The sequence below is a fragment of the Martelella limonii genome (genome assembly GCF_013344475.1).
In the GTDB taxonomy this organism is placed as follows: Bacteria; Pseudomonadota; Alphaproteobacteria; order Rhizobiales; family Rhizobiaceae; genus Martelella; species Martelella limonii.
Genome location: NZ_JABUOU010000005.1, coordinates 182396 through 204650, shown reverse-complemented (window position 1 = coordinate 204650; position 22255 = coordinate 182396). Strand labels below are relative to the sequence as shown.

Below are 22255 nucleotides of genomic sequence, written 5' to 3'. Positions count from 1 at the left end.
GAATGGTCAATCTCAGATGCCGGAGGGTTTTCGAACCGGCCGGGTCGACAGGATATGCGCCGACATGCTGGCCTCGGCCCATTCCGGGTTGCGGGCGGCGAGCGCACCGAGAATATCGCGGTGCTGGGCATTGGAGCGCCTGATGTTGACGGGCTGCTCCCAGACGAATTTCTTGATCATTTCGAGCGGCAACGCGACGGCCTGGGAGGACAGCGTGCGCAACTGGGTCGAATGCGTCGCCTCGATGATGCCGGCGTGGAACAGACCGTTGAGATTGGCAAAGCGCAGCACCGCTTCCTCGCTCTGCCCATCGCCGAGTTCATCAATGGCGTCGACGATTTCCGTCATCCGCGCGATCTCGTCATCGCGGATCCGGGTTGCGGCAAGGCGGGCGGCATAACCCTCGAGCCTTGTACGGATGTCGAAGATCACGATCACCTCCTCGAAGGAAAAATCGGCGACGAAGCGCGAGCGGTTTTCCGGCCGCGCCAGTCCTTCCGCCGTCAGCCGGCCAAGCGCCTCGCGCACCGGCGTGCGGCTGGTGCCGGTCATCTGCGCCAGCGCTTCCTCACGCAGATGCGAACCGCTCGGAAGCTCGCCGGTCAGGATCGCCCTGCGGATCACCTGATAGGCGCGCTCCACCGGTTTCTCGATGCTTTCTATATCGAGTTCGCCCTTGAGCGCCGAGGGCTCGATGAGCAGGCTGGTATTGCCGCCGGAAAGCCTCATGGCTTTACCGCTATGTGATGGTGATGGTTTTCCAGATACCATGTCGCGATCTCCTCCCGTGTCGCGAACCAGACGCCCTCGAACTGCTTCGCATAGCGTATGAAATCACGCAGCGCCCGAATCCGGAATGGCTGACCGATCACATGCGGGTGCAATCCAATGTTCATGAACCGCCCGCTGCTCTCGCTTTCACCGTAGAGCCAGTCGAACTGTTCCTTGAACATCGAAAACCCGGTCTCGACCGTCAGTCCCTGTCGCAGGAAGCTGAAGTCGTTGACCTCGGACGTGTAGGAGACCGACACCATCGGCCGGCCCGAACGGGTCTTGACCAGATAGGGCTGGTCGTCGTTCAGAAGGTCGGTGATGAAGATCAGCCCTTCCTCCGACAGGATGTCGATGGTGTTGAGCGTGGAGCGGAGGGAGCTCGAAAGCCAGCCCTTCGCCTTCTTTCCGACGACCTCTTCATAGACGTCGAGCGTGCGGCGGATGACGTCGCGCTCCTTCGCCTCGTCGAACATGTGGTCGGTCAGAAGCTCGTCCTGCACGTAGTTGTGCGGCACGATCTCGTAGCCGCGTTCGATCGCGGCCTCGACGACGGGGCGGCGTTCGAGCGCCATCTTGGCGTTCATCGTGCAGGAGGTGGAAACGCCCTCCTCCGCAAAGATGTCGAACATCCGCCACACCCCGACGCGCTGGCCGTATTCGCGCCAGGTGTAGTTCGGATTGTCGTAGACATTGCCGGCGAGATTGCCGCCGACAATGCCGGGGCCGCCCGGATAATAGGGTTTGTCGCTCTCCTGCACCTTGTCCCAATATTCGAGATTGGTGGTGAGGATCACCGCGAGCCGCTTGCCGTCCGGCCATTTCAGCGGCTGGCGCGCGGGCATCGGTACGAAATCATAATCCATGGCATGCGCCTCAATAATGCGACAGCAGCGAGCCGAAGCCCTGAACCTTGTCCTCGATCCCGTTCATGCGCAGCGCATGCCAGTAGGTCGCGGTGTTGATCGCGATCACCGGCTTGTCGAGCCAGAACTCGGCCATCGCGCCGACGCGGGCCATGGCAAGATTGGTGCCGGCCTGGACAATCGCCTCGACGGAGGGGTCGTTGACCTCGATCAGCGCGTCGCGCAGCGTCTTTTCCGTCTCATGCGCGATCAGCATCGGGGAAGCGCATTTCAGGCCCTTGACGGTCACCACCTCGTAGCCGCAATCGGTGAAGAACCGGCGCACCTGCTCGTCGCCGATCGGCATATAGGGGGTGACGACGGCGATGCGCTTGATATTGCCGAATTTCGAGAGCGCCTGCTGGCAGGCGTCGGAGCCCATGGCAACCGGCATGCCCGCGCGCGCCTCGACCTCGGCCTTCAGCGTGTCGGCGCGGTCCTTGCCGTCCCAGAAGGTTTCGGCCGACATGCCCATGATCATCGCGCCCGGCGAGCAGGTCTTGACCGCGTCGATCGCATCCATGGTGGCCGCGCGGATGCGCATCACCAGTTCGTTGAAATCCTCGTCCGAAGCGACCGGATCGTCCGGAATGACGATGCGCGAGAAATGGTTGGTCACGCCAACCGGTCGCATGTCGTCGAATTCGGGCTGGACGGAGGTATTGGTGGACGGCGCGATCACGCCGAACTTCATGCGGTAGCCGAGGCTGTCGGTCATTTTTTCGTTCCCGTATTTTCTTGTCGTTGATCAGGCGATGGCTTCGAGGTCCTTCAGGGACTGGAGCATCGAGGTGCGCATCAGATAGTCCTTGTGGCGGGCAGGATCGGCGACGATCGCGCGGAGTTCGTCGTGATAGGCGCTGCGGGCAGCCGGATCGTTTTCGGCCATGATCTTGCGGTTGCGCAGCGATTGCTCCTGCACGGTATCGATGGCCACCTTGCGGCGCTGGCGCTCATAGCGGCCGAGCGTTTCGAGTGGCGCGCCGTTCCACACCGCGACAAGGCCCTCGGTGAGGTTGACGGCGTCATGAATGCCGCCATTCATCCCCATGCCGCCCAGCGGATTGTTGAGGTGGGCGGCATCGCCCGCCAGAAATACGCGTCCCATCACATATTTCTTCGCCACGCGCTGATGCACCCGGTAGGCCGTGGCATGGGCGACCTCATAGGGCCCATCCTTGGGGCAGAGCTTCTGCAGGCGCTTTTCCATCATCTCCGGCGCCTTGATTTCGGCTTCGGACATCGACGGATCCGTCGGCAGCAGCACGCGCCAGAGCGATGGCGTGCGCAGCAGCACCGCCCATTCGGAAGGGTCGGTCAGATAGGCGATCGGCGCGAGATCGGGGATCGCCTCATCGAAGCGGAACGCGGTCGACATCGACAGGAAGATTTCCGGGATCGTCAGTCCCTCGAACTCGATATCGAGGGAGCGGCGGATATTGCTGTGGGCGCCATCGGCGGCGATCAGATAGCGTCCGGAGAGCGTTTCGGTGCTGCCGTCGCTGCGCTTGATGGTCAGCCGGACGCCATTTTCGTCCTGCACAACGCTCTCGCCGGTCGCATCATAGATTATTTGTACACAATCAAGCGTATCCAGGTGCTCGCGCAGGTGCTCACTCAGCTTCCACTGCTCGCATTGCAGGCGGTAGGGATGATTGGTCTCACCCTCGAGCATGCCGAGGTCGAAATCGGCGATCACGCCTTCGGAGCGGTCGCGGAACTGCCAGTTCGGGCAGACCAGCCCGCGGGCGATCAGCTTCTCTGAAATGCCGAAACGGTCGAGCATATCCAGCGTTGGCGGGTGAAATGTCGAGGCGCGAAGGTCTTTCGGCAGGTCGTCGCTGCGCTCGATGAGCGTGACCGGAATATCGTTTTCGGCAAGGCAGGCGGCGGCAACAAGGCCCACCGGCCCGGCCCCCACGATCAGAACCCGTTCGCTGGTGTCATTCATAGTCAACTGTTCCCATACATGCTTGACAAGCGTCATTTTGAAAATCATTGTGTACAAAAGATTTGGACAAATCAACAAAAAGATTGGCGAAAGATCGCTCAAGCGACACGCCGGACTTTCTGGTCCAGATCTCTGAGGGAACATGCGAACTGCCAGCGATTTCAACGGAAACGCCGGAAATGCGGGTATTTTTATAACCGAATTCGCAGCCAAGCGCTGCGAATGGCAGGCGTGCGTCGTGACGTCGGATGCTGGCTGAAAGGATTGGCGTGTTTAAAGATATGTACAAATTTTGCCGGAGGCACGGATGCTGATACTCCAGCAGTTTCTCAACGCCATCATGCTTGGCAGCGTCTATGTGACGGTTGCCGTCGCCTTCACGCTGACGATCGGCATATTGAGCTTTCTGAATTTCACGATCCCGACGCTGTTCATGCTTGCCGGCATGATGGGCTGGGCCTTTGCCTATTGGGGCCTGCCCTTCGGCCTTTCCGGCCCGATGCCCTGGCCGCTGGCGCTTTCGCTGTCGATCCTGATGGCGATCGCGGTCTCGCTCGTGGTCGAGCGGTTCACCTTTCGCTATCTCGCGATGAAATACGGCGATTCCACCGAGCACGCGATCCCGCTGGTGTCCTCGCTCGGCTTCCTGCTGATCATCGAAAACCTCGTGCGGATCGGCTACGGCACAGAGGCCCAGCGGTTTCCGGGACCAGACGGGAGCATGACCGTGACCGTCTTCGGCCTGTTCCTGCGCGTTCCGCAGCTCGTGAGCTTGTTCGTCACTGTGCTGATCGTGGTCGGGCTGACCATGCTGATGAAGCGCTCGCGCATCGGCCGGGGGCTTCGCGCCATCGCCGAAAATCCGGATGCGGCCAACATTCTCGGCGTCGACACCAGCAAGGTGGTGCCGGTCGTGTTCATGCTCACCGGCCTGCTCTGCGGCCTCGCCGGCGCGCTCTTTGCCGTCAATTACGGCGAGGTCTCGCCGATGATGGGCGAGGATATCGGCACCAAGGCGATTGCCGGCATGGTGATCGGCGGCCTCGGCTCGATCTGGGGTGCCGTGATCGGCGGCCTGATCATCGGCATCCTGGAAATGATGACGGTGCATTTCATCGGCGCGGACACGGTCCAGATCGTGGTCTGGGGCGTGCTTCTGGTGGCGCTCATTGCCTATCCGAACGGACTTCTGGGCCACAATTCGATCGGCAAGGGGAAATTCTGACGTGAGCGGTTATATGGCGGGGATCCTGGCGATCCTCTCGATCAATCTCATCTTTGCCTACGGCATCTACCTCTCGGTTGCCTCCGGGCAGCTCAACCTCGGCGGCGCGGGCTTCCAGGCGATCGGCGCCTATGCCGCCGGCTGGCTGTCGGCAAGCCTCGACGCGCCGCTGGTGGTAACGATTGCGGCAGGGGCGCTGGTCGCCGGCCTGTTCGGCGCCGGACTGGCCTTCCCGATCCTTCGCACCAAGGGCGTCTATCTGGTGCTTGCCACCTTCGCCTTTGCAGAGGTGGTGGCCGGCGTGATCCTCAATTCCGATACGCTCGGCGGCGCCATGGGCCTGTCGGTCCCGGCATGGATCGACTGGCAGGTGCCGGTCATTCTCGCCATCATCGTCACGCTCTTCGTGTTCTACCTGATGTCGACCCGCTTCGGGCTGACGATCCGCGCAATCCACGACGATCCGGAGGTCACCGACCTGATGGGCGTTTCGATCCGCGCAGTGAAGGTCTCGGCCTTTGCGATCGGCGCTGCGCTGGCGGGTCTTTCGGGCGCGCTCTACGCCCACACCTTCTCCTTCGTCGAGGCGCAGAATTTCAACGCGCTGCTGTCGATCTACGTGCTGCTCTATGTGCTGCTCGGCGGCACGCAGACCCCCTGGGGCCCGATTGCGGGCGTCGCCTTCTTCACGCTGCTGCCTGAACTGTTGCGCGATTCGCTTCCCGCCCTGCAGGGCTTCGTGCTGGAAACGGTCGGCATGACCGGAAGCTTCAACCCGCCGGATGAAAGCTGGCGCTTCGTCATCCTCGGCGTCCTGACCGTGCTGATGATGGTGTTCCGCCCGGAGGGGCTGATCACCCGCACCATGATCGACCGGGTCCGGTTCCGCCGGCCTGCGGCGGTTGCCAAGGAGGCTGTCGAATGACCCCGCTTCTTTCCATCAACGCCCTTTCGAAGAGCTTCGGCGGCATCCAGGTCATCGACGATGTGTCGTTTGCCGTGCCGGAAGGTGCGCGCATGGCGCTGATCGGGCCGAATGGCGCCGGCAAGACCACGATCTTCAACCTGATTTCCGGGGCCTATACCCCGGACGCGGGCAGCATCGCCTTCAATGGCGACGAGATCACCGGCCTGCCGTCGCGCAAGCGCATCGGCCTTGGCCTTGCCCGCAGCTTCCAGAACATCCGCCTGATGCCGCATCTCTCCGTGGTCGAGAACATCATGCTCGGCCAACAATCGCATGCCAACGGTCTCGGCGCGATGCTGTCGCCGCTGACGGTCCGTTCACGCTGGTACAGGGAAGCGGAAGCGCTGCTTGAGGAGATGGGATTGCATTCCTATCCCGGCGAGGTGGTGGCAACGCTCCCGTACGGCATCCGCAAGAAGATCGAGGTGGTGCGCGCCCTTGCGGCCCGGCCGAAGCTTCTGATGCTCGATGAACCCGCCGCTGGCCTCAACCCGACGGAAACGGCGATGCTGCGCGATTTCCTGATGCAGATCTCGGCGCGCGGCACCACCATCCTGATCGTCGAGCACGACATGGGTCTGGTGCGCAGCCTGTGCGACCACGCCGTGGTGCTGAATTTCGGCCGCAAGATCTATGACGGGCCGACCGCGACGGTGCAGGACGACAAGCAGGTGCTGGAGGCCTATCTCGGCACCCGCCACGCTGGCGACCACAAGGAGAAGAACCATGCTTGAGGTCGATGCGCTGGAGGTGAATTACGGCCGCACCCGCGCGGTCAAGGGCGTGAGCCTCACGGTTTCCGAAGGCGAGGTCGTCACCGTGCTCGGCGCCAATGGCGCCGGCAAGACATCGCTCTTGCGGGCGCTCCAGGGCGCGGTCCGCCCCTCAGGCGGGCGCATCCTGCTCAACGGCCGGGACATGACCGCGCTGACGCCGGCGGCCCGGGTGCGGGAGGGCATGGTGCTGGTGCCGGAGGGCCGGCAGATCTTCGTGTCGATGACCGTCCACGAAAACCTGCTGATGGGCGCCTATCTGCGCCACGACCAGGACATGGCCCGCGATATCGAGGCGATCTACGACCGGTTTCCCAATCTCGCGGCACGGCGCAACACGAGCGCCAGTTCGCTTTCCGGCGGCGAGCAGCAGATGCTCGCCATCGGCCGCGCGATCGTCAGCCGCCCGCGCCTGATCATGCTGGACGAGCCGTCGCTCGGGCTCTCGCCGCTGTTCGTCGACCGGCTGTTTGGACTGCTTGCCGAATTGAACGGCGACGGCATCGCGATCCTGCTCGTCGAGCAGAACACCTCGATGGCGCTCGATCTCGCCACCCGCGGCTATGTCCTCGAACTCGGGCGCACGGTGATTTCAGACAGTGCCGCGGCACTCTCCAGGAATGCCGCGCTGACGGAAGCCTATCTCGGAGGCGGCGCGGGCGAGGCCCCGGCGGCTCCCAACATCTGACGACAATCAACATCAAGAGAGAGGGAATGGCATGAAACGACATCTCAAAAAGGCCCTGCTCGCCACGGCGACGCTCGCATTCAGCGTCACCGGCGCGCTGGCCGAGGACACGATCAAGATCGGCAACATCGTTGCCACCTCCGGCTTCCTGAAGAGCGCCGGCGAGCCGACCGTGGTCGCGGTCGACATTGCGGTGGAGGAAATCAACGCCGCAGGCGGCATCAACGGCAAGCCGGTGGAGCTGATCCGCTACGAATCCGCATCCGACCCGAAACAGGCCGCCGTTGCTGCCCGCTCGCTTGCCCAGGATGACGGCGTGCTCGCGATCGTCGGCCCGTTCTCCTCCGGCGAGGCCAAGGTCGCGCTACCGGTCGCCGAACGCTACAAGCTGCTGATGATGCCGACTTCATCATCGGCGCCGGGCCTGACGGAAGGCCTCGAATATGGCTGGCGTCTGACCGAGGACGAATCCAAGCAGTTCACCCGCCTGCTCGTGGCCATGAAGGAAGCGGGCCTTCCGATGGCAACCGCGGACATCGTCTATATTTCGGAAGATGTCGTCTCCAACACCGCCGGCACCAAGCTCTATCCGGGCCTCCTGGAAGCTGCCGGCGTCAAGGTCGGCGAGCTTATCCCGGTCCAGCTCAAGAGCTTCGACATGTCGGCCCAGGTCGCAAAGATCGTGCAGGACAATCCGGATGTGGTGGCCGTCGCAGCCCTTCCCGACTCCGCCTCCAAGCTGATCACGGAGCTGCGCCGCCAGGGCTATCAGGGCCGCGTCATCGGCTCGCAGATCTTTGCCGATCCGAATGTGGTCGAGCTCTTCGGCCCGGATGGCGACGGCACGCTGCTGGTTGCCGGCTTCTGGAAGGACCGCACCGAACAGTCCGCCGCCTTCAATGCCAAGTTCGTGGAAAAGGCGGAAGCGCGCGGCATCCACAAGCTCGGCGCCCACCATTCCGATGCGCAGGCCTATGACACGGTCTATCTGATCAAGCAGGTGATGGAGGCCGTCGGCACCACCGGCGATCCGTCGAAACTCGAAGAGGAGCGGCAGGCGATCGTCGATGGCATGGAAGGCATTGCCTTTACCGGCATTCTCGACGACGACATCTGCTTTGCCGGTCACGATGCGGAGCTTCCCGGCTATATCATCGAGATCAAGGACGGGCAGTGGACCAAGTTTGCCGAAGGCGCTGCCGATCCTTGCGAATAGTCCGCCACCGCGCCGCCCCTTCGGGGGCGGCATTATGCTTCTGACCATCGGAGATTGAGATGCACCGCCCTTCCCTTCTCTTTGGTGCGCTCGGCACCTTTCTCGCCATCGCCGTGCCGCTGATGGCGGTGATCTGGGTGCTTGCCGTGCCCCAGCGCCTCGGCCTCCTGATCTATCCCGAACAGGTCGCAGCCCTGATGCTGGGCGCCGCCCTGTCTGTGGTCTATTGCCGTGGCGTCGGCGAGAACGGCCCGGTCCGAAGCCTGATCGATGCCATGCTGGCGCTTTCAAGCCTCGCGCTCGGCATCTATGTCTATGTGCGCTTTCCGGTTCTGTCTGAGGGCGCGCATCTTTATCCCGTCGAAGGCATGGTGCTTGGCATCGTGGTGACGCTGCTCGTGCTCGAGGGGCTGCGCCGCGTGGTCGGCTGGACGCTGGTGATCATCACGCTTGCCATGTTCGCCTATGCGCTCTGGGGCAATTACGTGCCGGGCCCGCTGAGGGGCCGGGGCATGGCTTTCGAGCAAGTGATGCGGTTCGTTGGCACCGACAGCGCCGCCGTGTGGGGTCCGGCGCTGCAGATCGCGGCCTTCGTCGTCGTCGTGTTCGTGCTGTTCGGCGGATTGCTGCTTGCCGTCGGCGGCGGCGATTTCTTCACCCAGCTCGCCATGCGGGTTGCAGGCCGCGGGCCGGGCAATACCGCCAAGATCGCGGTGGTCGCTTCCGGCCTCTTCGGATCGATCTCCGGCAGCGCGGTTTCCAACGTGATGTCGACCGGGGTGATGACGATCCCGATGATGAAACGCGCGGGCTTCCGCTCCGATCAGGCCGGCGCGATCGAGGCGGTCGCCTCTACCGGCGGTCAGCTCGCGCCCCCGGTCATGGGGGCGGCAGCATTCCTGATGGCGGAACTCCTGCAGGTGTCCTACCGCAGCATTCTGGCAGCCGCCGTGCTGCCGGCGCTCCTTTATTATCTCTCGCTCTATGCCCAGATCCATTTCATCGCAAGGCGCGACGGCCACGGGGTGGCGGATTTCCTTGATGCCGAAACGATGGGCACGGTGCTGAAGAAGGGCTGGCTGCCGCTTGCAACCTTCATCGTCCTCATCGGCAGCATCTTTACCTGGAACACGCCGGCGGAAGTCGCGGCGATCTGGGCGCTCGGCCTCCTTGTCGCGGTGGCGCTGATTTCCTGGGCCATGGGCCGGACTTCGCTCGGGCCGCGCGAAATGCTGAAAAGCATCGCCACCACCGGCGGCCAGACCTGCGACGTGATCCTGATCTGCGCTGCCGCCGGCATCATCATCGGCCTCTTGTCGGCGACCGGCCTCGGCTTCTCGCTCTCCTTCTTCCTGATCGGTTTCGGCGGGCACAATCTGTTCGGCCTGTTGCTGATGACGGGCGCTGTCGGGATCGTGCTGGGCCTCGGCCTGCCGACCACGGGCGTCTATCTTCTGCTTGCCACCATGGCCGCCCCGGCGCTGGTGCAGATCGGCGTGCCGCAACTCGCAGCCCACATGTTCGTGTTCTATTACGGCATGCTTTCGATGATCACACCGCCGATCGCGCTGGCCGCCTTCGCCGCCGCCTCGATCTCCGGTGCCTCGCAGATTGCGACAGGCTGGCAGGCCTTCCGCTTCGGCTGGATCGCCTATCTTCTGCCGTTCCTGTTCATCTACAAGCCCGGCATCCTGATGGAGGGAAGCTTTCTCGAAATTGCCTATGTCTTCGCAAGTGCTGTCGTGGCGCTTCTGCTGATCTCGGCAGGCATGATCGGCCATGCCACCACCCGACTGTCGCTGCCGCTCCGCCTTGCCTTCGCCGCCATCGGACTGGCGATGATCGCGCCGTTGCGCCAGTTCGGCCCGCCCGCGCTCGAATTTGGCGTTTCCGCCTGCGGGGCAGCATTGCTGATCAGCTATTTTGCGCTCACCAGACATGCTGGAAAGCCGGTCGCGACGGCCTCGGCCAAATGACCCGGTTGCCCCTTGTTCAGACATGGAAAAAGGCCGGTGCGCTTCAAGCGCACCGGCCTTTCGCCTTTTCCGTTCGTGGCCTGCTACTGCGCCACGCCGATCGTTTCGTAGTAGGCCTTTGCGCCCGGATGATACGGAATGTCGGCCTTCTTGCCGAGGTCATCGGGGTTGAAATCGTCCCAGACCGGGCTCGTGGCCTTCAGCGCGTCCGCATTCTCGTAGATCGCCTTTGCGATCTTGCCGACGGCCTCATCGGGAACGGAGGCGTTGGTAAACAGCATGTAGTCATAGGCCATCACCCGTGTCGGCTTGTCGAGGCCCGCAAGCGCTTCGCTCGCCGCGACATCATGGAGATAGGCGCCCGGCATCAGCGCCTGGACGGCGGGAAGAGATGCCTCATCCACCGGAATGAACTGGATGTCGCCGGCGGAAGCTTCGAGATCGAAGGAGGCTTCCGAACCGACCGTTGCGATCGAGACATCGATGCGACCGTCCTTGAAGGCCTGGTACTGCTGCGGGAAGTTGGCGATCGGAACGCTGGTCACGTCGTCATAGGTCAGGCCGCCGGAGGCAAGCAACGCGCGCACCACGAAATCGCCGAGCGAGTTTTCCGGATAGCGCGGCACGGTGTGCCCCTTGATATCGGCATAGGCTTCGATCCCCGATTTCTCGGTCGCTACCAGCGCGGCGTAGAATGGCATCAGAGTCGCCACCAGCTCCAGGTTTTCAGCCGCCTCCGTCGACATGCCCGTGCCCTTCAGCGCGTAATAGGTCTGCGGGTAGTTGGCGATGCCGAGCTCCAGCTGGCCACCATTGACGAGCGGAATGTATTGCGAGGTGTTGGCACTGATCTGCGGGATCACCTGCAGGTCGGAATTGAGCGAGATGATCTGCGACAGCGCGGTTCCGATCTGCCCGGTGGCACCGCCCTGGGTGGTGCCGAGACCCAGGACCTCGGCGCTTGCAGGCATGGCGCTGGCGCACAGCGCAGTGGCGGCGGCAAGCGCGCCGGTGGAAAGTCTGAAATGTCTCATGTCGTCCTTTCTTGCCTCCGAAGAGGCGTTCCCATCCTGATTTTTATACGGACTATTCTAGTACATTATGATGTTATTGTCATTACAAATATGAAACGTAATGTCCCTGCAAGACTCGCTTTAAATAGACGCTTCTGTCGGAATTTCGCTTTCCATGGACAAATTTTTCGTTGCAAATCGCCGTTCATCTGGCATCTTATCCGTACAAATTAAGAGAGATAATCATGACATCCGAGACACGGCTTGCCGCCGAAGCCTTTCTGAGCGCGCTGTCGGCGGGCGGGGTCGATTCCCTTTATGCCGTTGCCGGGACCGATTTCCCCTCGATCATCGAGACCTATGAAAAGAAGACCGGCGCGCCGCTGCCAAAGCCTTTCACCGTGCCGCACGAGAACCTCGCTGTCTCCATGGCGCATGGCGATGCCCTGCACAGCGGCAATCCACAGGCGGCGATGGTGCATGTCAGTGTCGGAACCGCCAACATGGTCTGCGGCGCGCTGAACGCGATCCGTGATGGCGTGCCGCTGGTGCTTGCCGCCGGCCGCACGCCGCTTACCGAACACGGCGCGGCAGGCACCCGCACCCGGTTCATTCACTGGGCGCAGGAGATGTTCGATCAGGGCGGTATGATCCGCGAGGCGGTGAAGTGGGATTACGAGCTTCGCGACGCCGCCCAGACCGAAGACGTCACGATCCGCGCGCTGGACATCGCCTGCGCCGCGCCGCCCGGGCCGGTCTATCTGTCGCTGCCGCGCGAATTGCTGGCCAAAGAGGTTCCGGCGGGCGCCGCACCCCGCAGGCGCACCCGGATGAGCGAGGGCGCGCCGGACGCCAACGCCATCGACCGGCTTGCCGGCGCGATCCGCACTGCCGCCTTTCCGGTGATCGTCACCAGCAATGCCGGCCGGGAGCCCGAAGCGGCGGCAACGCTTGCGGCATTGAGCGAGGCCTGGTCGATACCGGTGGTCCAGTTCAACGCGCGTTCCGTCAATCTGCCCTTCGACCATCCGATGGCGATCGGCTTCGATACCCGCGACCTGCTGGCCGATGCCGACCTGATCCTGTCGATCGCCTGCGACGTGCCGTGGATCCCGGCGGTAACGCGTCCGCTGCCGACCGGGGCGCTTTACGAAATCGATCGCGACCCGCTGTTCCAGCGCTATCCGCTGCGCTCCTTCCCGGCGGTCGAGTCGATCACCGCCTCGCCGGCGGCAGCGCTTGCCGCCCTTGCCGATGCGCTCGGCCTTCCCGCTGGCGGTGAAAAGCTCGCAGCCGAGAAGCGCCGGGGCGAGGCCGAAGCGTTGCGCCGCCGCAGGCTGACGGCCGACGGCTTCGACATGTCACGGCTGACGGCGGAAACGGCAAGCGCGATCCTCGCCGAACGGCTCGGTCGCCAGGCCATCATCGTCAATGAATATTCGTTCCGCACGGAATTTGCCCGTTTCCGCGAACCGGGAGACTTCTACGGCTTCACGCCCGCCGGCGGTCTCGGCTTCGGCTTCGGCGCCGCACTCGGGGTTGCTGCAGCCGAAAAACGCGCCGGAAGCGGCAAGGCCGTGGTCGCGATGCTTGGCGATGGCGCCTACATGTTCAACAATCCGGTTGCCTGCCACTGGGCCTCCGCCGCCCATGACCTGCCGGTGCTTTCGGTGGTGTTCAACAACCGGCGCTGGGGTGCGGTGCGCAATTCCACGCTTGCCATGTACCCGCAAGGGGCGGCGGCGGCCGGCAACGGCATGTTCCTGGCCGACCTTTCGCCGAGCCCGGACTATGCCGCGATCTGCCGCGCCCATGGCGGCCACGGCGAAACCGTCAGCGACCCGGCAGCCCTTCCGGCAGCCATAGACACCGCGCTTGCAGCGCTAGCCGGCGGGCGTCAGGCGCTGCTCGACCTCAACGTGACAGACTGAGATCAATAGCCTCGGGCAAAATCGACAAGGTCCGGCAAGGTGCCTGAACAGCGATATGCCGCGATGTTTGCAGCCACGATGGCGGCGGCGGTTTCGGGGTTGGTGGGGCCGGAGATATGAGGCAGAATCGTGATCTTCTGATGCGACCAGAGCGGGCTTTCAGGCGCAAGCGGTTCGGTTTCGAAGACGTCGAGAACCGCATGGCCGATCTGCCCGGCATCAAGCGCTTCGACGAGGTCCCCGGTCACGACGATGCGCCCGCGCGCGAAATTGATGAGCCCCGCGCCGCGCGGCAGCATCGAAAGGAGCGCCTGATCGACAAGGCCATCCGTCTCCGTAGTGAGCGGCAAAAGGCAGACCAGGATATCGGTTTGTCCGAGCATCTGCTTCAGGCCGTCCCTGCCGGAAAAGGCGGTAATGCCGTCCACATCCTTCGGCCGTCGGCTCCAGCCATTGACCTGGAATCCCGCCTTCCGCAACAAGCCTGCCGCAGCCATGCCAAGTGCACCCATGCCGAGGATGCCCACCCTGGTATCGCGCGCGGCGCGATAGGGAAGCGGCTGCCAGAGCCCCTGCCTCTGCTGCGCGGCATAGGCCGGCATGTCGCGCGAAAGATAGAGCGACCATGCAAGCACCGCCTCGGCCATGGCCTCACCCAGCCTCGGATCGACGAGACGGACGATCTTCGGTTGCAGGTCGGCAAGCTCCAGCACCAGCCGCTCGACGCCGGCCCAGAGGCTGTGCATCCATTGAAGATTCGGAAGCAGCCGCAGATCGGCCGGATCCGGATTGGCGACGATTGCGATATCCGCCCCTGCACGCGCTTCAGCGCTCATCGCGGCGACCGGCACGATCGTCTCGTCCGGCATGGCCTGCCGCAGCGTTTCCAGCCAGTGTTGCTCTTCGGCCTCGGCCTGGCGGGTGACGAGGGCAATCATCGGGTGGGGCACGGTCATCGGATCTCCGGATCGGGCTGGAACATGTTTTCATGGCCGCCAAGGCAACGGCGCGCGGCCTGCTCAGGCGCCGGCAGGTCTTACTGCGACAGCGCTTCGCCTGCCAATGTGAAGGGCGCGGAAATGGTGTTGCCGACAGTGTTGAAGATCAGCGCGCCTGCGCTGCGCAACGGGCTCGTCGCCTCGTCGACATCTTCGAGCTGCGGGTAGATCGCCGCGAGGTTGACGTAGCGGCTGTGGTTCAGCGCATCGCTGGAAGAGACGGAGGAAATGTCGAGCAGCAGGACATTCTTCTCCCGCGCCTTGGCGACCACCTCGGGATCGGTGATATCGAGCTGCCCGGCGCGCACATGATTGCCCTGGATGAGGCTCGATGCCTGCAGCGCGCGGTCATCCGCCGAGACCATGACCAGCAGCGGCGGGCTGAGCGGACCGACGACATCGAGCTGGGCGTTGAACACATCCTCGTCGATATCGGGCGCGGCAAGGATGACGTTGAGCTTCTTCAGCGCGGCCCTGTCGCCCTTGAGCGCGAGTTGCCTCAACGCCTCCATCGTCAACCAGCCGCCCATGCTGTGGCCGAACAGGGTGACGGAACGGACGTTGGAAAGCCGCGTCATCTGCCCCAGCACATCGGTCAAGCCATCGCGCGAAAACGTCGCGGAATCCTTGTCGGTCACATAATCGAGCAGACGCCCCTGCGACGGCCAGGAAAACAGCACCGGCACACCCGAAACATCGGTGTCAGCCGTCAACTGGGCCAGTCGGAACACCCCTTCCTGAAAGTTGACATTGAAACCATGGACGAAAAGCGACGCCCGGCCGCTCGCCTTGGCCTCGGCATTTACCGCGCTGTCGAAGGCAGCCCTCGTCATCATGACATGCTTGACGACGGTGAATTCGGTCTCGGGGTGGGGTATAGCCGAATAGGGCCACTCGATTTGGCCGGGAACATGATTGGGCGGAATGGCGATCGTGAAGGCGGCATAGCTGAGCTCGCCCGAGCGGCCGGTGGTGAAGCCCTTGACCGGCGGGGACGCCTGTTCGCGCGAGGTCGCGACATAGACCGTGACCGTCTTCTGATCGGTGAGCGCCTGGGGATGCGGATAGATCACCCGCGTTTCGGGACGGCCCCCGCATGCAGAGAGCAATGCCAGCGCCAACAGAAGCACAAGGCCGCGGAAAATATTTCCGGCCTCGCGCGCCGCAGTTTCCGTGGTTCCGGTTGAAACGGTCTGATCCACCCCGACTGCCCCTTGATGTCTTCTAAGTTTGCCGCAATCCTGCCTGAATTGACGTCTTACGACCCGCAAGGACGAGACGCAAGCCTTGCCCTGGCTTCAGGCATTCTTCTCGCGCTCCGGGCGGTTCTTTTCTGCCGTGCATTTTCCGGCATCTGCCCTGCCCTTTTGGCGCCGGCCCGGTCGCAGCCCAAAACGGCACGAGAGCCATGAGGGCGCATCGGAAAAAAGCGATTGCGGTTGACGGCGCTTCCCATTCTTGTCATCTATCTGTTTACAGATGTAATCAAACAGGCTACAGTCCGCAATGATCAAGAGCTTCGCAAACAAGGAACTGAGAGCTTTATGGGAAACCGGGAAATCCAGAATTGACGCCAGGCTGCACAAGCGGATCCTGGTGCGGCTCGATGCTCTCGATGCGGCAGGAAAGCCCGAGGACATGAATATTCCCGGCTTCAACTATCATCAGCTTACCGGTCACACGCCCATGCGGTTCACCGTTCATGTGAATGGGCCCTGGTGCGTCACCTTCGAATTCGAGGACGGCGATGCCCATGTCGTCGATTTCGAACAATATCATTGAACAGGAGATCCACAATGTCTCGTGATCCCAATCGCTGCCCGACACATCCGGGCGAAATGCTGCGCGACGATGTCATCCCGGCAACGGGCAAGTCCGTCAGCGAGATTGCGCGCCTTCTGGGCGTGTCGCGCCAGCATCTCCATGCCATCCTCGCAGAGAGGAAACCGGTCAGCCCGGAAATGGCGGTGAGGCTCGGCAAGCTGTTCGGCAATGGTCCGGGGCTCTGGATCAGGATGCAGGCCGCCTTCGATGAGTGGCATGCCTCGCGCGAGGTCGATGTGTCGGGCATTCCAACGCTCGAAGCGGCCGCCTGACCGTCCTTGCGGAGCGGCACTGACCGCCTTCCAGCCGCTCCGGCACGCCGGGCCCTTCGGCCAGAGGCTGGATCATCGGGCATCTGCCCGTGGAAATGTCGGCACGGGCGGTGCCTGCGGGCGAAAATGCGGTATGAGATCTTTCATGAGCACACCGACTGTCATTGACGGCCTGACGGATGACCGGCCGGCCGAAATCCTCGATCTCCTTGCCGCGCAGAGCCCGCGCGCGAGCGCCTTCATCGTCACGATCTACGGGGATGTAGCCGCACCGCGCGGCGGCATATTGTGGATGGGAACGCTGATCGAGTGCTGCGCGGCCCATGGCATTTCCGAAAGCCTGGTGCGCACGGCGGTGTCGCGGCTTGTCGAAAACGGCCGGCTCGCGGGAGAGCGGATCGGGCGGCGCAGCTATTATCGGCTGACAAAGGCGGCGGAAGCAGAGTTCTCACGGGCGGCCGACCGGCTCTATGCGCCACCGCCCCTGCCCGCGCGCATGCTGCTCGCGCTTGGCCAGCGCGACCTTGCCGAAGGCTGGGTGCGGATCGGGCCGGAAGCAGCCCTTGCCCCCGAAGGCACGACACCCCCGGACGGCTTGGTGATGGCAACACAGGGCCTTGCAGGCGTTGGAGACCTGCCGGGCATTGCAGCAAGGCTCTGGCCGCTTGAAGACGTCGCACAGGCCTACCGCGCCTTCATTGCAACCTTCGCTGAGATCGATACGGCGCTTGCCGATGGCGAAAACCTTGGCGGCGCCACTGCACTCGCGCTCAGGCTGCGTCTTGTGCATCTCTACCGCGCGGCAGCCCTCGCCGATCCACGCCTGCCGGCAGATGCCGTGGGAGCGGATTGGCCGGCAGGCCCCGCCCGCGCGCTTTTCGTGAAACTCTATCTGAAAATTGCCGCCGCCGCCGATCGCCATATCGGCCTGGTGTTCCGCAACAGCGACGGCTTCCTGCCCGATACGACGGAGAACACCTCATCCCGTCTCGCAGCGCTGAGGCACGAACGCGCACAATAATTCCTCTTTAAAACAAGACGATACGGTGATCGGCCTCAACACATCACGATTTTTTTGAAATACCGCTTTTTGCGTGATGCTTTGTGCGCTATATATGAGTGACCGATCGGTCGGCGAATGGAGGCGCCCCGTGGCGTGAAGGCGTTTTCCGCCATCCGTTGCCAGGACCGACAGGCAGAGGAGGTTTCAGACCATGTATGCACAGATGGTGAAATCGGAAGGCATGAAATCCGGCGAGGAAATGTCGCCTGAGGAAAAGGCCTTTCAGGAACGGATCGACCGCGGCGACAAGATCGAGCCGAAGGACTGGATGCCCGACGGCTACCGCAAGACGCTGGTGCGCCAGATCGGCCAGCATGCCCATTCCGAAATCGTCGGCCAGTTGCCCGAAGGCAACTGGATCACCCGCGCGCCGACGCTGGAGCGCAAGGCGATCCTGCTTGCAAAGGTTCAGGACGAGGCCGGCCACGGTCTCTACCTCTATTCCGCCGCCGAAACGCTCGGCGTCTCGCGCGACGAGCTCATCGAAAAACTCCACGACGGACGGATGAAATATTCCTCCATCTTCAATTACCCGACGCTCACCTGGGCGGATATGGGCGCGGTCGGCTGGCTGGTCGATGGCGCGGCGATCATGAACCAGGTTCCGCTGCAGCGCACATCCTTCGGCCCGTATTCGCGGGCGATGATCCGGATCTGCAAGGAAGAAAGCTTCCACCAGCGCCAGGGCTTCGCGGTGATGATGAAGATGGCCTCCGGCACGCCGGAGCAGAAGGCGATGGCGCAGGATGCGCTGAACCGCTTCTGGTTCCCCTCGCTGATGATGTTCGGCCCATCCGACAAGGACAGCGTCCACTCGGCGCAGTCGATGGCGTGGAAGATCAAGATGAACACCAATGACGAGTTGCGCCAGAAATTCGTCGATCAGACCGTGCCGCAGGCGGAGTATCTCGGCCTCACCATTCCCGACGACAAGCTCGCCTGGAACGAGGAAAAGGGCGGCTATGATTTCTCCGAGCCCGACTGGACGGAGTTCTTCGAGGTGCTGAAGGGCAATGGCCCCTGCAACCGCGAACGCATCGCCGCCCGCCGCAAGGCCTGGGACGATGGCGCATGGTTTCGCGACGGCCTCAATGCCTATGCCGAAAAACGGGCGCGCCGGGCTCCGCTCGCCGCCGCAGAATAATCAGAAAGCTTTTCAAGGGAGGAGAGCATGTCCAAGGAATGGCCGCTCTATGAAGTCTTCATCAGGGGACAGCATGGCCTCAACCACCGCCATGTCGGCAGCCTGCACGCGCCGGATGCCGAAATGGCGATCCGCCACGCGCGCGATGTGTACACCCGCCGCAAGGAGGGCGTGTCGATCTGGGTGGTGAAGTCGAACGATATCACCGCCTCCTCGCCGTCCGAAAAGGGACCGCTGTTCGACCCTGCCGAAAGCAAGGCATACCGCCATCCGACCTTCTTCGATATTCCCGACGAAGTGGGGCATATGTGATGAGCGCCGGAACCAGCGACACCATCGCGCCGATTGTGGAAACCGCGTCCTCCGACCCGCTGATCGAAGACGCGACCCTTCGCCCCGCTTTGTTCGAATGGCTCTGTCGCATGGGCGACACCACGCTGGTGCTCGGCCATCGCATGTCGGAATGGTGCGGCCACGCGCCGGTGCTGGAAGAGGATATCGCGGTTGCCAACACCGCGCTCGATCTCATCGGCCATACCCAGATGTGGCTCGGCCTTGCCGGCGAGGTCGAGGGCAAGGGCCGTAGCGCCGATGACCTTGCCTATCTGCGCGATGCCGCAGGCTTCCGCAATCTGCTGCTCGTCGAACTGCCGAAGGGCGACATGGCCGTGACCGTGATGCGACAGTTCCTGTTCGATGCCTGGCATTTCGCGCTGTTGCAGAAGCTGACGGCTTCGAAAAGCCCGCGCATCGCCGAGATCGCGGCCAAGGCCGTCAAGGAGGCCGCCTATCACATCGAACGCTCCGCCGATCTGGTGATCCGGCTTGGCGACGGCAGCGACGAAAGCCACCGGCGCATGCAGGCAGCGCTCGACTATCTCTGGTCCTATGCGGGCGAGATGTTCGTCGCCGATGATTGCGACCGCGCGATTACTGAGGCCGGCATTGCGCCCTCCCCCGAGACGCTGCGAACGGAATGGGACCGCACCGTTGCATCGGTTCTGTCGGAAGCAACCCTTAAGCGGCCGGAGAGCGATTATGCGCATCTTGGCGGGAGAACCGGGCGCCATACCGAGCATCTGGGCTTCATTCTGGCGGAGATGCAGTTTCTGCAGCGCGCCTATCCGGGAGCGGAATGGTGAGCGCCGAGGCCGCCCTGTTGCCGGAACCGGAAACGGTGATGGCCTGGCTTTCCGAAGTGCCGGATCCCGAAATCCCGGTGATCTCGATCACCGAGCTCGGGATCGTGCGCAAGGTACGCCACCAGGGCGAAACCCTCGTGGTAACGGTCACGCCGACCTATTCGGGCTGTCCGGCGGTCTCGATGATCAATCTCGATATCGAGGCCAAGCTTCTCGAAAAGGGCATCGCCGATTTCCGGATCGAGCAGCAGCTGTCGCCGCCCTGGACCACCGACTTCCTGTCGGCGGAGGCCCGCGAAAGGCTCAGGGAATATGGCATTGCCCCGCCGATCGACGGAACGGCGGCCGACGGGCGGCTGATGGCGCGCGCGAACCGGCTTGCCGGCGGTTCCAATCTCGTCATCGCATGCCCGCGCTGCGGCTCCGGCAAGACCGAAAGAGTATCCCAGTTCGGCTCGACCCCCTGCAAGGCATCCTATCGCTGCCGGGACTGTCTTGAGCCATTCGATTATTTCAAGTGTATCTGAGGAGGAGTATCAGATGGCACGGTTTCATCCGCTGGAAGTAACCGACATCCGCCGCGAAACGCGCGATGCGGTCGTCCTGACGCTGAAGCCCCGCGACGAGGATGCGGGCGCATTCGGCTTTACCCAGGGTCAGTATCTGACCTTCCGCCGCAAGTTCGACGGCGAGGAGGTGCGCCGGTCCTATTCGATCTGCGCGGGCCTCGACGAGGGCCTGATCAAGGTCGGCGTCAAGCGCGTCGAGGGCGGCGCCTTTTCGACCTTTGCCAATGACGAACTGAAGCCCGGCGACGTGCTGGAAGCGATGGCGCCGATGGGCAAGTTCTTCACCGCGCTCGATCCCGCCGCAAGCCGCGACTATCTGGGCTTTGCCGGCGGCTCCGGCATCACGCCGCTGCTGTCGATCGTCAAGACCGTGCTGGCGCGCGAACCGCAGTCGCGCTTCACCCTGATCTACGCCAACCGCCACATTGCCTCGATCATGTTCCGCGAGGAGCTGGAGGATCTGAAGAACCTTCACCTCGGCCGGCTTTCGGTGATCCATGTGCTGGAATCCGACAGCCAGGAGATCGATCTCTTCACCGGCCGGATCGACGAGGAGAAGCTGGAAACCTTCTTCAGGCTCTGGATCGATATCGCCTCCATCGACACCGCCTTCATCTGCGGGCCGGAACCGATGATGCTGACCATTGCCGGGGCGCTGAAGAAGCACGGCATGAACGACGACCAGATCAAGTTCGAACTGTTCGCCTCTTCCCAGCCCGGCCGGGCCCGGCAGAAGACGGTATCGAGTGCCGCCGCAAGCAGCGGCGATCGTGCCGAGATCCAGGTCAAGCTCGACGGCACGACCCGCTCCTTCACCATGGCGCGCGACGGCACGGCGGTGCTCGATGCGGCGCTCGCGCACGATATCGACGCCCCCTATTCCTGCAAGGGCGGCATCTGCTCGACCTGCCGGGCGAAGGTGATCGAGGGCGAGGTCGAGATGATCACCAATCATGCGCTCGAGGATTACGAGGTCACGGCCGGCTATGTGCTCTCCTGCCAGTGCCTGCCGCTCTCCGACAAGGTGGTGATCAGCTATGACGAGTGACATGTCGATCACCGATTATCTGGCGGAAGGCGGCAAGCTGTCCTCGCCCGACAATGCGCCGGCGCTCTACCGCGCGGAGCTGATGCGGATGATGTCGTCCTTCGTCGACAGCGAGCTTGCGGGTTCCGCGGGCTTTGCGGCCGCGATCAACTGGGCGCCCGGCATTTCCGAGCGGATCGCGGCTAGCCGCATCGTGCTCGAAAAGGCCGACCACGCCGAGCGCGTGCTGGCGCTGATGGCCGATTTCGGAACCGATGTCGCGCTCTACAACCGGGCCCATAGCTGGTCCTCCCGGCTGTCGCGCGACCAGCTTGTCGATCCGCGCCGCATGGGCGGCGACATGCGCCTTTCCGTCTTCCACTATCCGCTCGAGGACTGGATGGATGCGGTGGTGATGAATGTGCTGATGGGTATTGCGACCGTGATCCAGCTCGAGGAGATGTCAGGCGCCTCCTACGCGCCCTATGCCGAGGTGATCCGCGCGGTGCTGCCGCGCGAGCGCCGGCATATGGAACTCGGTGTCGAGGGGCTGAACGCGCTCTGCGACAACGACGAGGCCCGCGCCGATGTCTTGGCCGATGTCGCCTACTGGTACCCGCGGGTGGCCGAGACCTTCGGCCCCGCCGTTTCCGACCGGTTTGCACGGTTGCAACGCTTCGGGCTCCGCCACACCGAAAACGAGGTGCTGAGAACGCGCTGGCGCGAGGCCGCAAAGCGTGTGCTCGACGAATGCGGGCTTCAGGCACCGCACTGACGATCGATTTCCGATCAAGATCGAG

Annotated in this window: 23 protein-coding genes; 16 read left to right on the top strand and 7 right to left on the bottom strand. The window is 63.1% G+C overall.

Annotated elements, in window-relative coordinates:
* Positions 1 to 12: 12 nt before the first annotated feature.
* From HPQ62_RS12910 to HPQ62_RS12895, 4 genes are read right to left on the bottom strand one after another with little or no spacing between them, the layout of a single operon-like run.
* Complete coding sequence (locus HPQ62_RS12910) at positions 13 to 729, bottom strand: GntR family transcriptional regulator (protein WP_174802969.1); 717 nt, start codon at positions 727 to 729, stop codon at positions 13 to 15.
* Positions 726 to 1637 (bottom strand): polysaccharide deacetylase family protein, encoded by a 912-nt coding sequence (locus HPQ62_RS12905; RefSeq protein WP_174802968.1) that lies wholly within the window; start codon positions 1635 to 1637, stop codon positions 726 to 728. The genes HPQ62_RS12910 and HPQ62_RS12905 overlap by 4 nt, the downstream gene beginning before the upstream one ends.
* Positions 1638 to 1647: 10 nt before the next feature.
* Entirely contained in the window at positions 1648 to 2394 is a 747-nt protein-coding gene (locus HPQ62_RS12900) for a maleate cis-trans isomerase family protein (protein ID WP_174802967.1), read from the bottom strand.
* 30 nt (positions 2395 to 2424) lie between these two features.
* Positions 2425 to 3627, bottom strand: coding sequence for an FAD-dependent oxidoreductase (locus tag HPQ62_RS12895; protein WP_174802966.1), 1203 nt, complete (start codon positions 3625 to 3627; stop codon positions 2425 to 2427).
* Between the two features lie 307 nt (positions 3628 to 3934).
* Here HPQ62_RS12895 and HPQ62_RS12890 point away from each other — a divergent pair, with 307 nt between their 5' ends.
* From HPQ62_RS12890 to HPQ62_RS12865, 6 genes are read left to right on the top strand one after another with little or no spacing between them, the layout of a single operon-like run.
* On the top strand, positions 3935 to 4852 hold the full coding sequence (locus HPQ62_RS12890) for a branched-chain amino acid ABC transporter permease (RefSeq protein WP_174802965.1): 918 nt from the start codon (positions 3935 to 3937) through the stop codon (positions 4850 to 4852).
* A 1-nt stretch (position 4853) separates the two neighbouring features.
* Positions 4854 to 5777, top strand: a complete 924-nt coding sequence (locus tag HPQ62_RS12885; RefSeq protein WP_174802964.1) for an ABC transporter permease subunit — start codon at positions 4854 to 4856, stop codon at positions 5775 to 5777.
* Positions 5774 to 6553: an ABC transporter ATP-binding protein gene (locus HPQ62_RS12880; RefSeq protein ID WP_174802963.1), complete on the top strand. Its 780-nt coding sequence runs from the start codon at positions 5774 to 5776 to the stop codon at positions 6551 to 6553. Before HPQ62_RS12885 ends, HPQ62_RS12880 begins: the two co-directional genes overlap by 4 nt.
* Complete coding sequence (locus HPQ62_RS12875) at positions 6546 to 7280, top strand: ABC transporter ATP-binding protein (RefSeq protein ID WP_174802962.1); 735 nt, start codon at positions 6546 to 6548, stop codon at positions 7278 to 7280. The genes HPQ62_RS12880 and HPQ62_RS12875 overlap by 8 nt, the downstream gene beginning before the upstream one ends.
* 31 nt (positions 7281 to 7311) lie before the next feature.
* Positions 7312 to 8496, top strand: coding sequence for an ABC transporter substrate-binding protein (locus HPQ62_RS12870; protein WP_174802961.1), 1185 nt, complete (start codon positions 7312 to 7314; stop codon positions 8494 to 8496).
* A gap of 59 nt (positions 8497 to 8555) precedes the next feature.
* Positions 8556 to 10472 (top strand): TRAP transporter permease, encoded by a 1917-nt coding sequence (locus tag HPQ62_RS12865; protein WP_174802960.1) that lies wholly within the window; start codon positions 8556 to 8558, stop codon positions 10470 to 10472.
* Between the two features lie 83 nt (positions 10473 to 10555).
* Here the strand turns inward: HPQ62_RS12865 and HPQ62_RS12860 are convergent, their stop codons facing one another.
* Positions 10556 to 11506: a TAXI family TRAP transporter solute-binding subunit gene (locus HPQ62_RS12860; protein ID WP_174802959.1), complete on the bottom strand. Its 951-nt coding sequence runs from the start codon at positions 11504 to 11506 to the stop codon at positions 10556 to 10558.
* Positions 11507 to 11730: 224 nt separating this feature from the next.
* On the opposite strand from HPQ62_RS12860, the gene HPQ62_RS12855 reads away from it, so the two are divergent.
* On the top strand, positions 11731 to 13416 hold the full coding sequence (locus tag HPQ62_RS12855) for a thiamine pyrophosphate-requiring protein (protein WP_174802958.1): 1686 nt from the start codon (positions 11731 to 11733) through the stop codon (positions 13414 to 13416).
* Between the two features lie 2 nt (positions 13417 to 13418).
* Here the strand turns inward: HPQ62_RS12855 and HPQ62_RS12850 are convergent, their stop codons facing one another.
* Both HPQ62_RS12850 and HPQ62_RS21095 read right to left on the bottom strand, forming a co-directional pair.
* Positions 13419 to 14372, bottom strand: a complete 954-nt coding sequence (locus HPQ62_RS12850) for a 2-hydroxyacid dehydrogenase (protein WP_244629672.1) — start codon at positions 14370 to 14372, stop codon at positions 13419 to 13421.
* A gap of 80 nt (positions 14373 to 14452) precedes the next feature.
* Complete coding sequence (locus HPQ62_RS21095) at positions 14453 to 15616, bottom strand: alpha/beta hydrolase (RefSeq protein ID WP_342343708.1); 1164 nt, start codon at positions 15614 to 15616, stop codon at positions 14453 to 14455.
* A 304-nt stretch (positions 15617 to 15920) separates the two neighbouring features.
* On the opposite strand from HPQ62_RS21095, the gene HPQ62_RS12840 reads away from it, so the two are divergent.
* From HPQ62_RS12840 to HPQ62_RS12800, 9 genes are all read left to right on the top strand, one after another.
* Positions 15921 to 16196: a type II toxin-antitoxin system RelE/ParE family toxin gene (locus HPQ62_RS12840; protein ID WP_174802957.1), complete on the top strand. Its 276-nt coding sequence runs from the start codon at positions 15921 to 15923 to the stop codon at positions 16194 to 16196.
* 14 nt (positions 16197 to 16210) lie between these two features.
* Positions 16211 to 16510 (top strand): HigA family addiction module antitoxin, encoded by a 300-nt coding sequence (locus HPQ62_RS12835; protein ID WP_174802956.1) that lies wholly within the window; start codon positions 16211 to 16213, stop codon positions 16508 to 16510.
* Positions 16511 to 16655: 145 nt separating this feature from the next.
* Positions 16656 to 17531, top strand: coding sequence for a PaaX family transcriptional regulator C-terminal domain-containing protein (locus HPQ62_RS12830; RefSeq protein ID WP_174802955.1), 876 nt, complete (start codon positions 16656 to 16658; stop codon positions 17529 to 17531).
* 193 nt (positions 17532 to 17724) lie between these two features.
* Complete coding sequence (gene paaA / locus HPQ62_RS12825) at positions 17725 to 18717, top strand: 1,2-phenylacetyl-CoA epoxidase subunit PaaA (RefSeq protein WP_174802954.1); 993 nt, start codon at positions 17725 to 17727, stop codon at positions 18715 to 18717.
* 27 nt (positions 18718 to 18744) lie between these two features.
* Positions 18745 to 19029 carry a 1,2-phenylacetyl-CoA epoxidase subunit PaaB gene (gene paaB / locus HPQ62_RS12820; RefSeq protein WP_174802953.1) on the top strand — a complete coding sequence of 95 codons (285 nt, stop codon included), beginning with the start codon at positions 18745 to 18747 and terminating at the stop codon, positions 19027 to 19029.
* A gap of 110 nt (positions 19030 to 19139) precedes the next feature.
* Positions 19140 to 19859: a 1,2-phenylacetyl-CoA epoxidase subunit PaaC gene (paaC, locus tag HPQ62_RS12815; protein ID WP_244629686.1), complete on the top strand. Its 720-nt coding sequence runs from the start codon at positions 19140 to 19142 to the stop codon at positions 19857 to 19859.
* Positions 19853 to 20386, top strand: a complete 534-nt coding sequence (gene paaD / locus HPQ62_RS12810; RefSeq protein ID WP_174802951.1) for a 1,2-phenylacetyl-CoA epoxidase subunit PaaD — start codon at positions 19853 to 19855, stop codon at positions 20384 to 20386. The genes paaC and paaD overlap by 7 nt, the downstream gene beginning before the upstream one ends.
* 13 nt (positions 20387 to 20399) lie before the next feature.
* Entirely contained in the window at positions 20400 to 21476 is a 1077-nt protein-coding gene (paaE, locus tag HPQ62_RS12805; protein ID WP_174802950.1) for a 1,2-phenylacetyl-CoA epoxidase subunit PaaE, read from the top strand.
* On the top strand, positions 21466 to 22230 hold the full coding sequence (locus tag HPQ62_RS12800; RefSeq protein ID WP_174802949.1) for a Phenylacetic acid catabolic protein: 765 nt from the start codon (positions 21466 to 21468) through the stop codon (positions 22228 to 22230). Before paaE ends, HPQ62_RS12800 begins: the two co-directional genes overlap by 11 nt.
* The last annotated feature ends 25 nt before the right edge of the window (positions 22231 to 22255 follow it).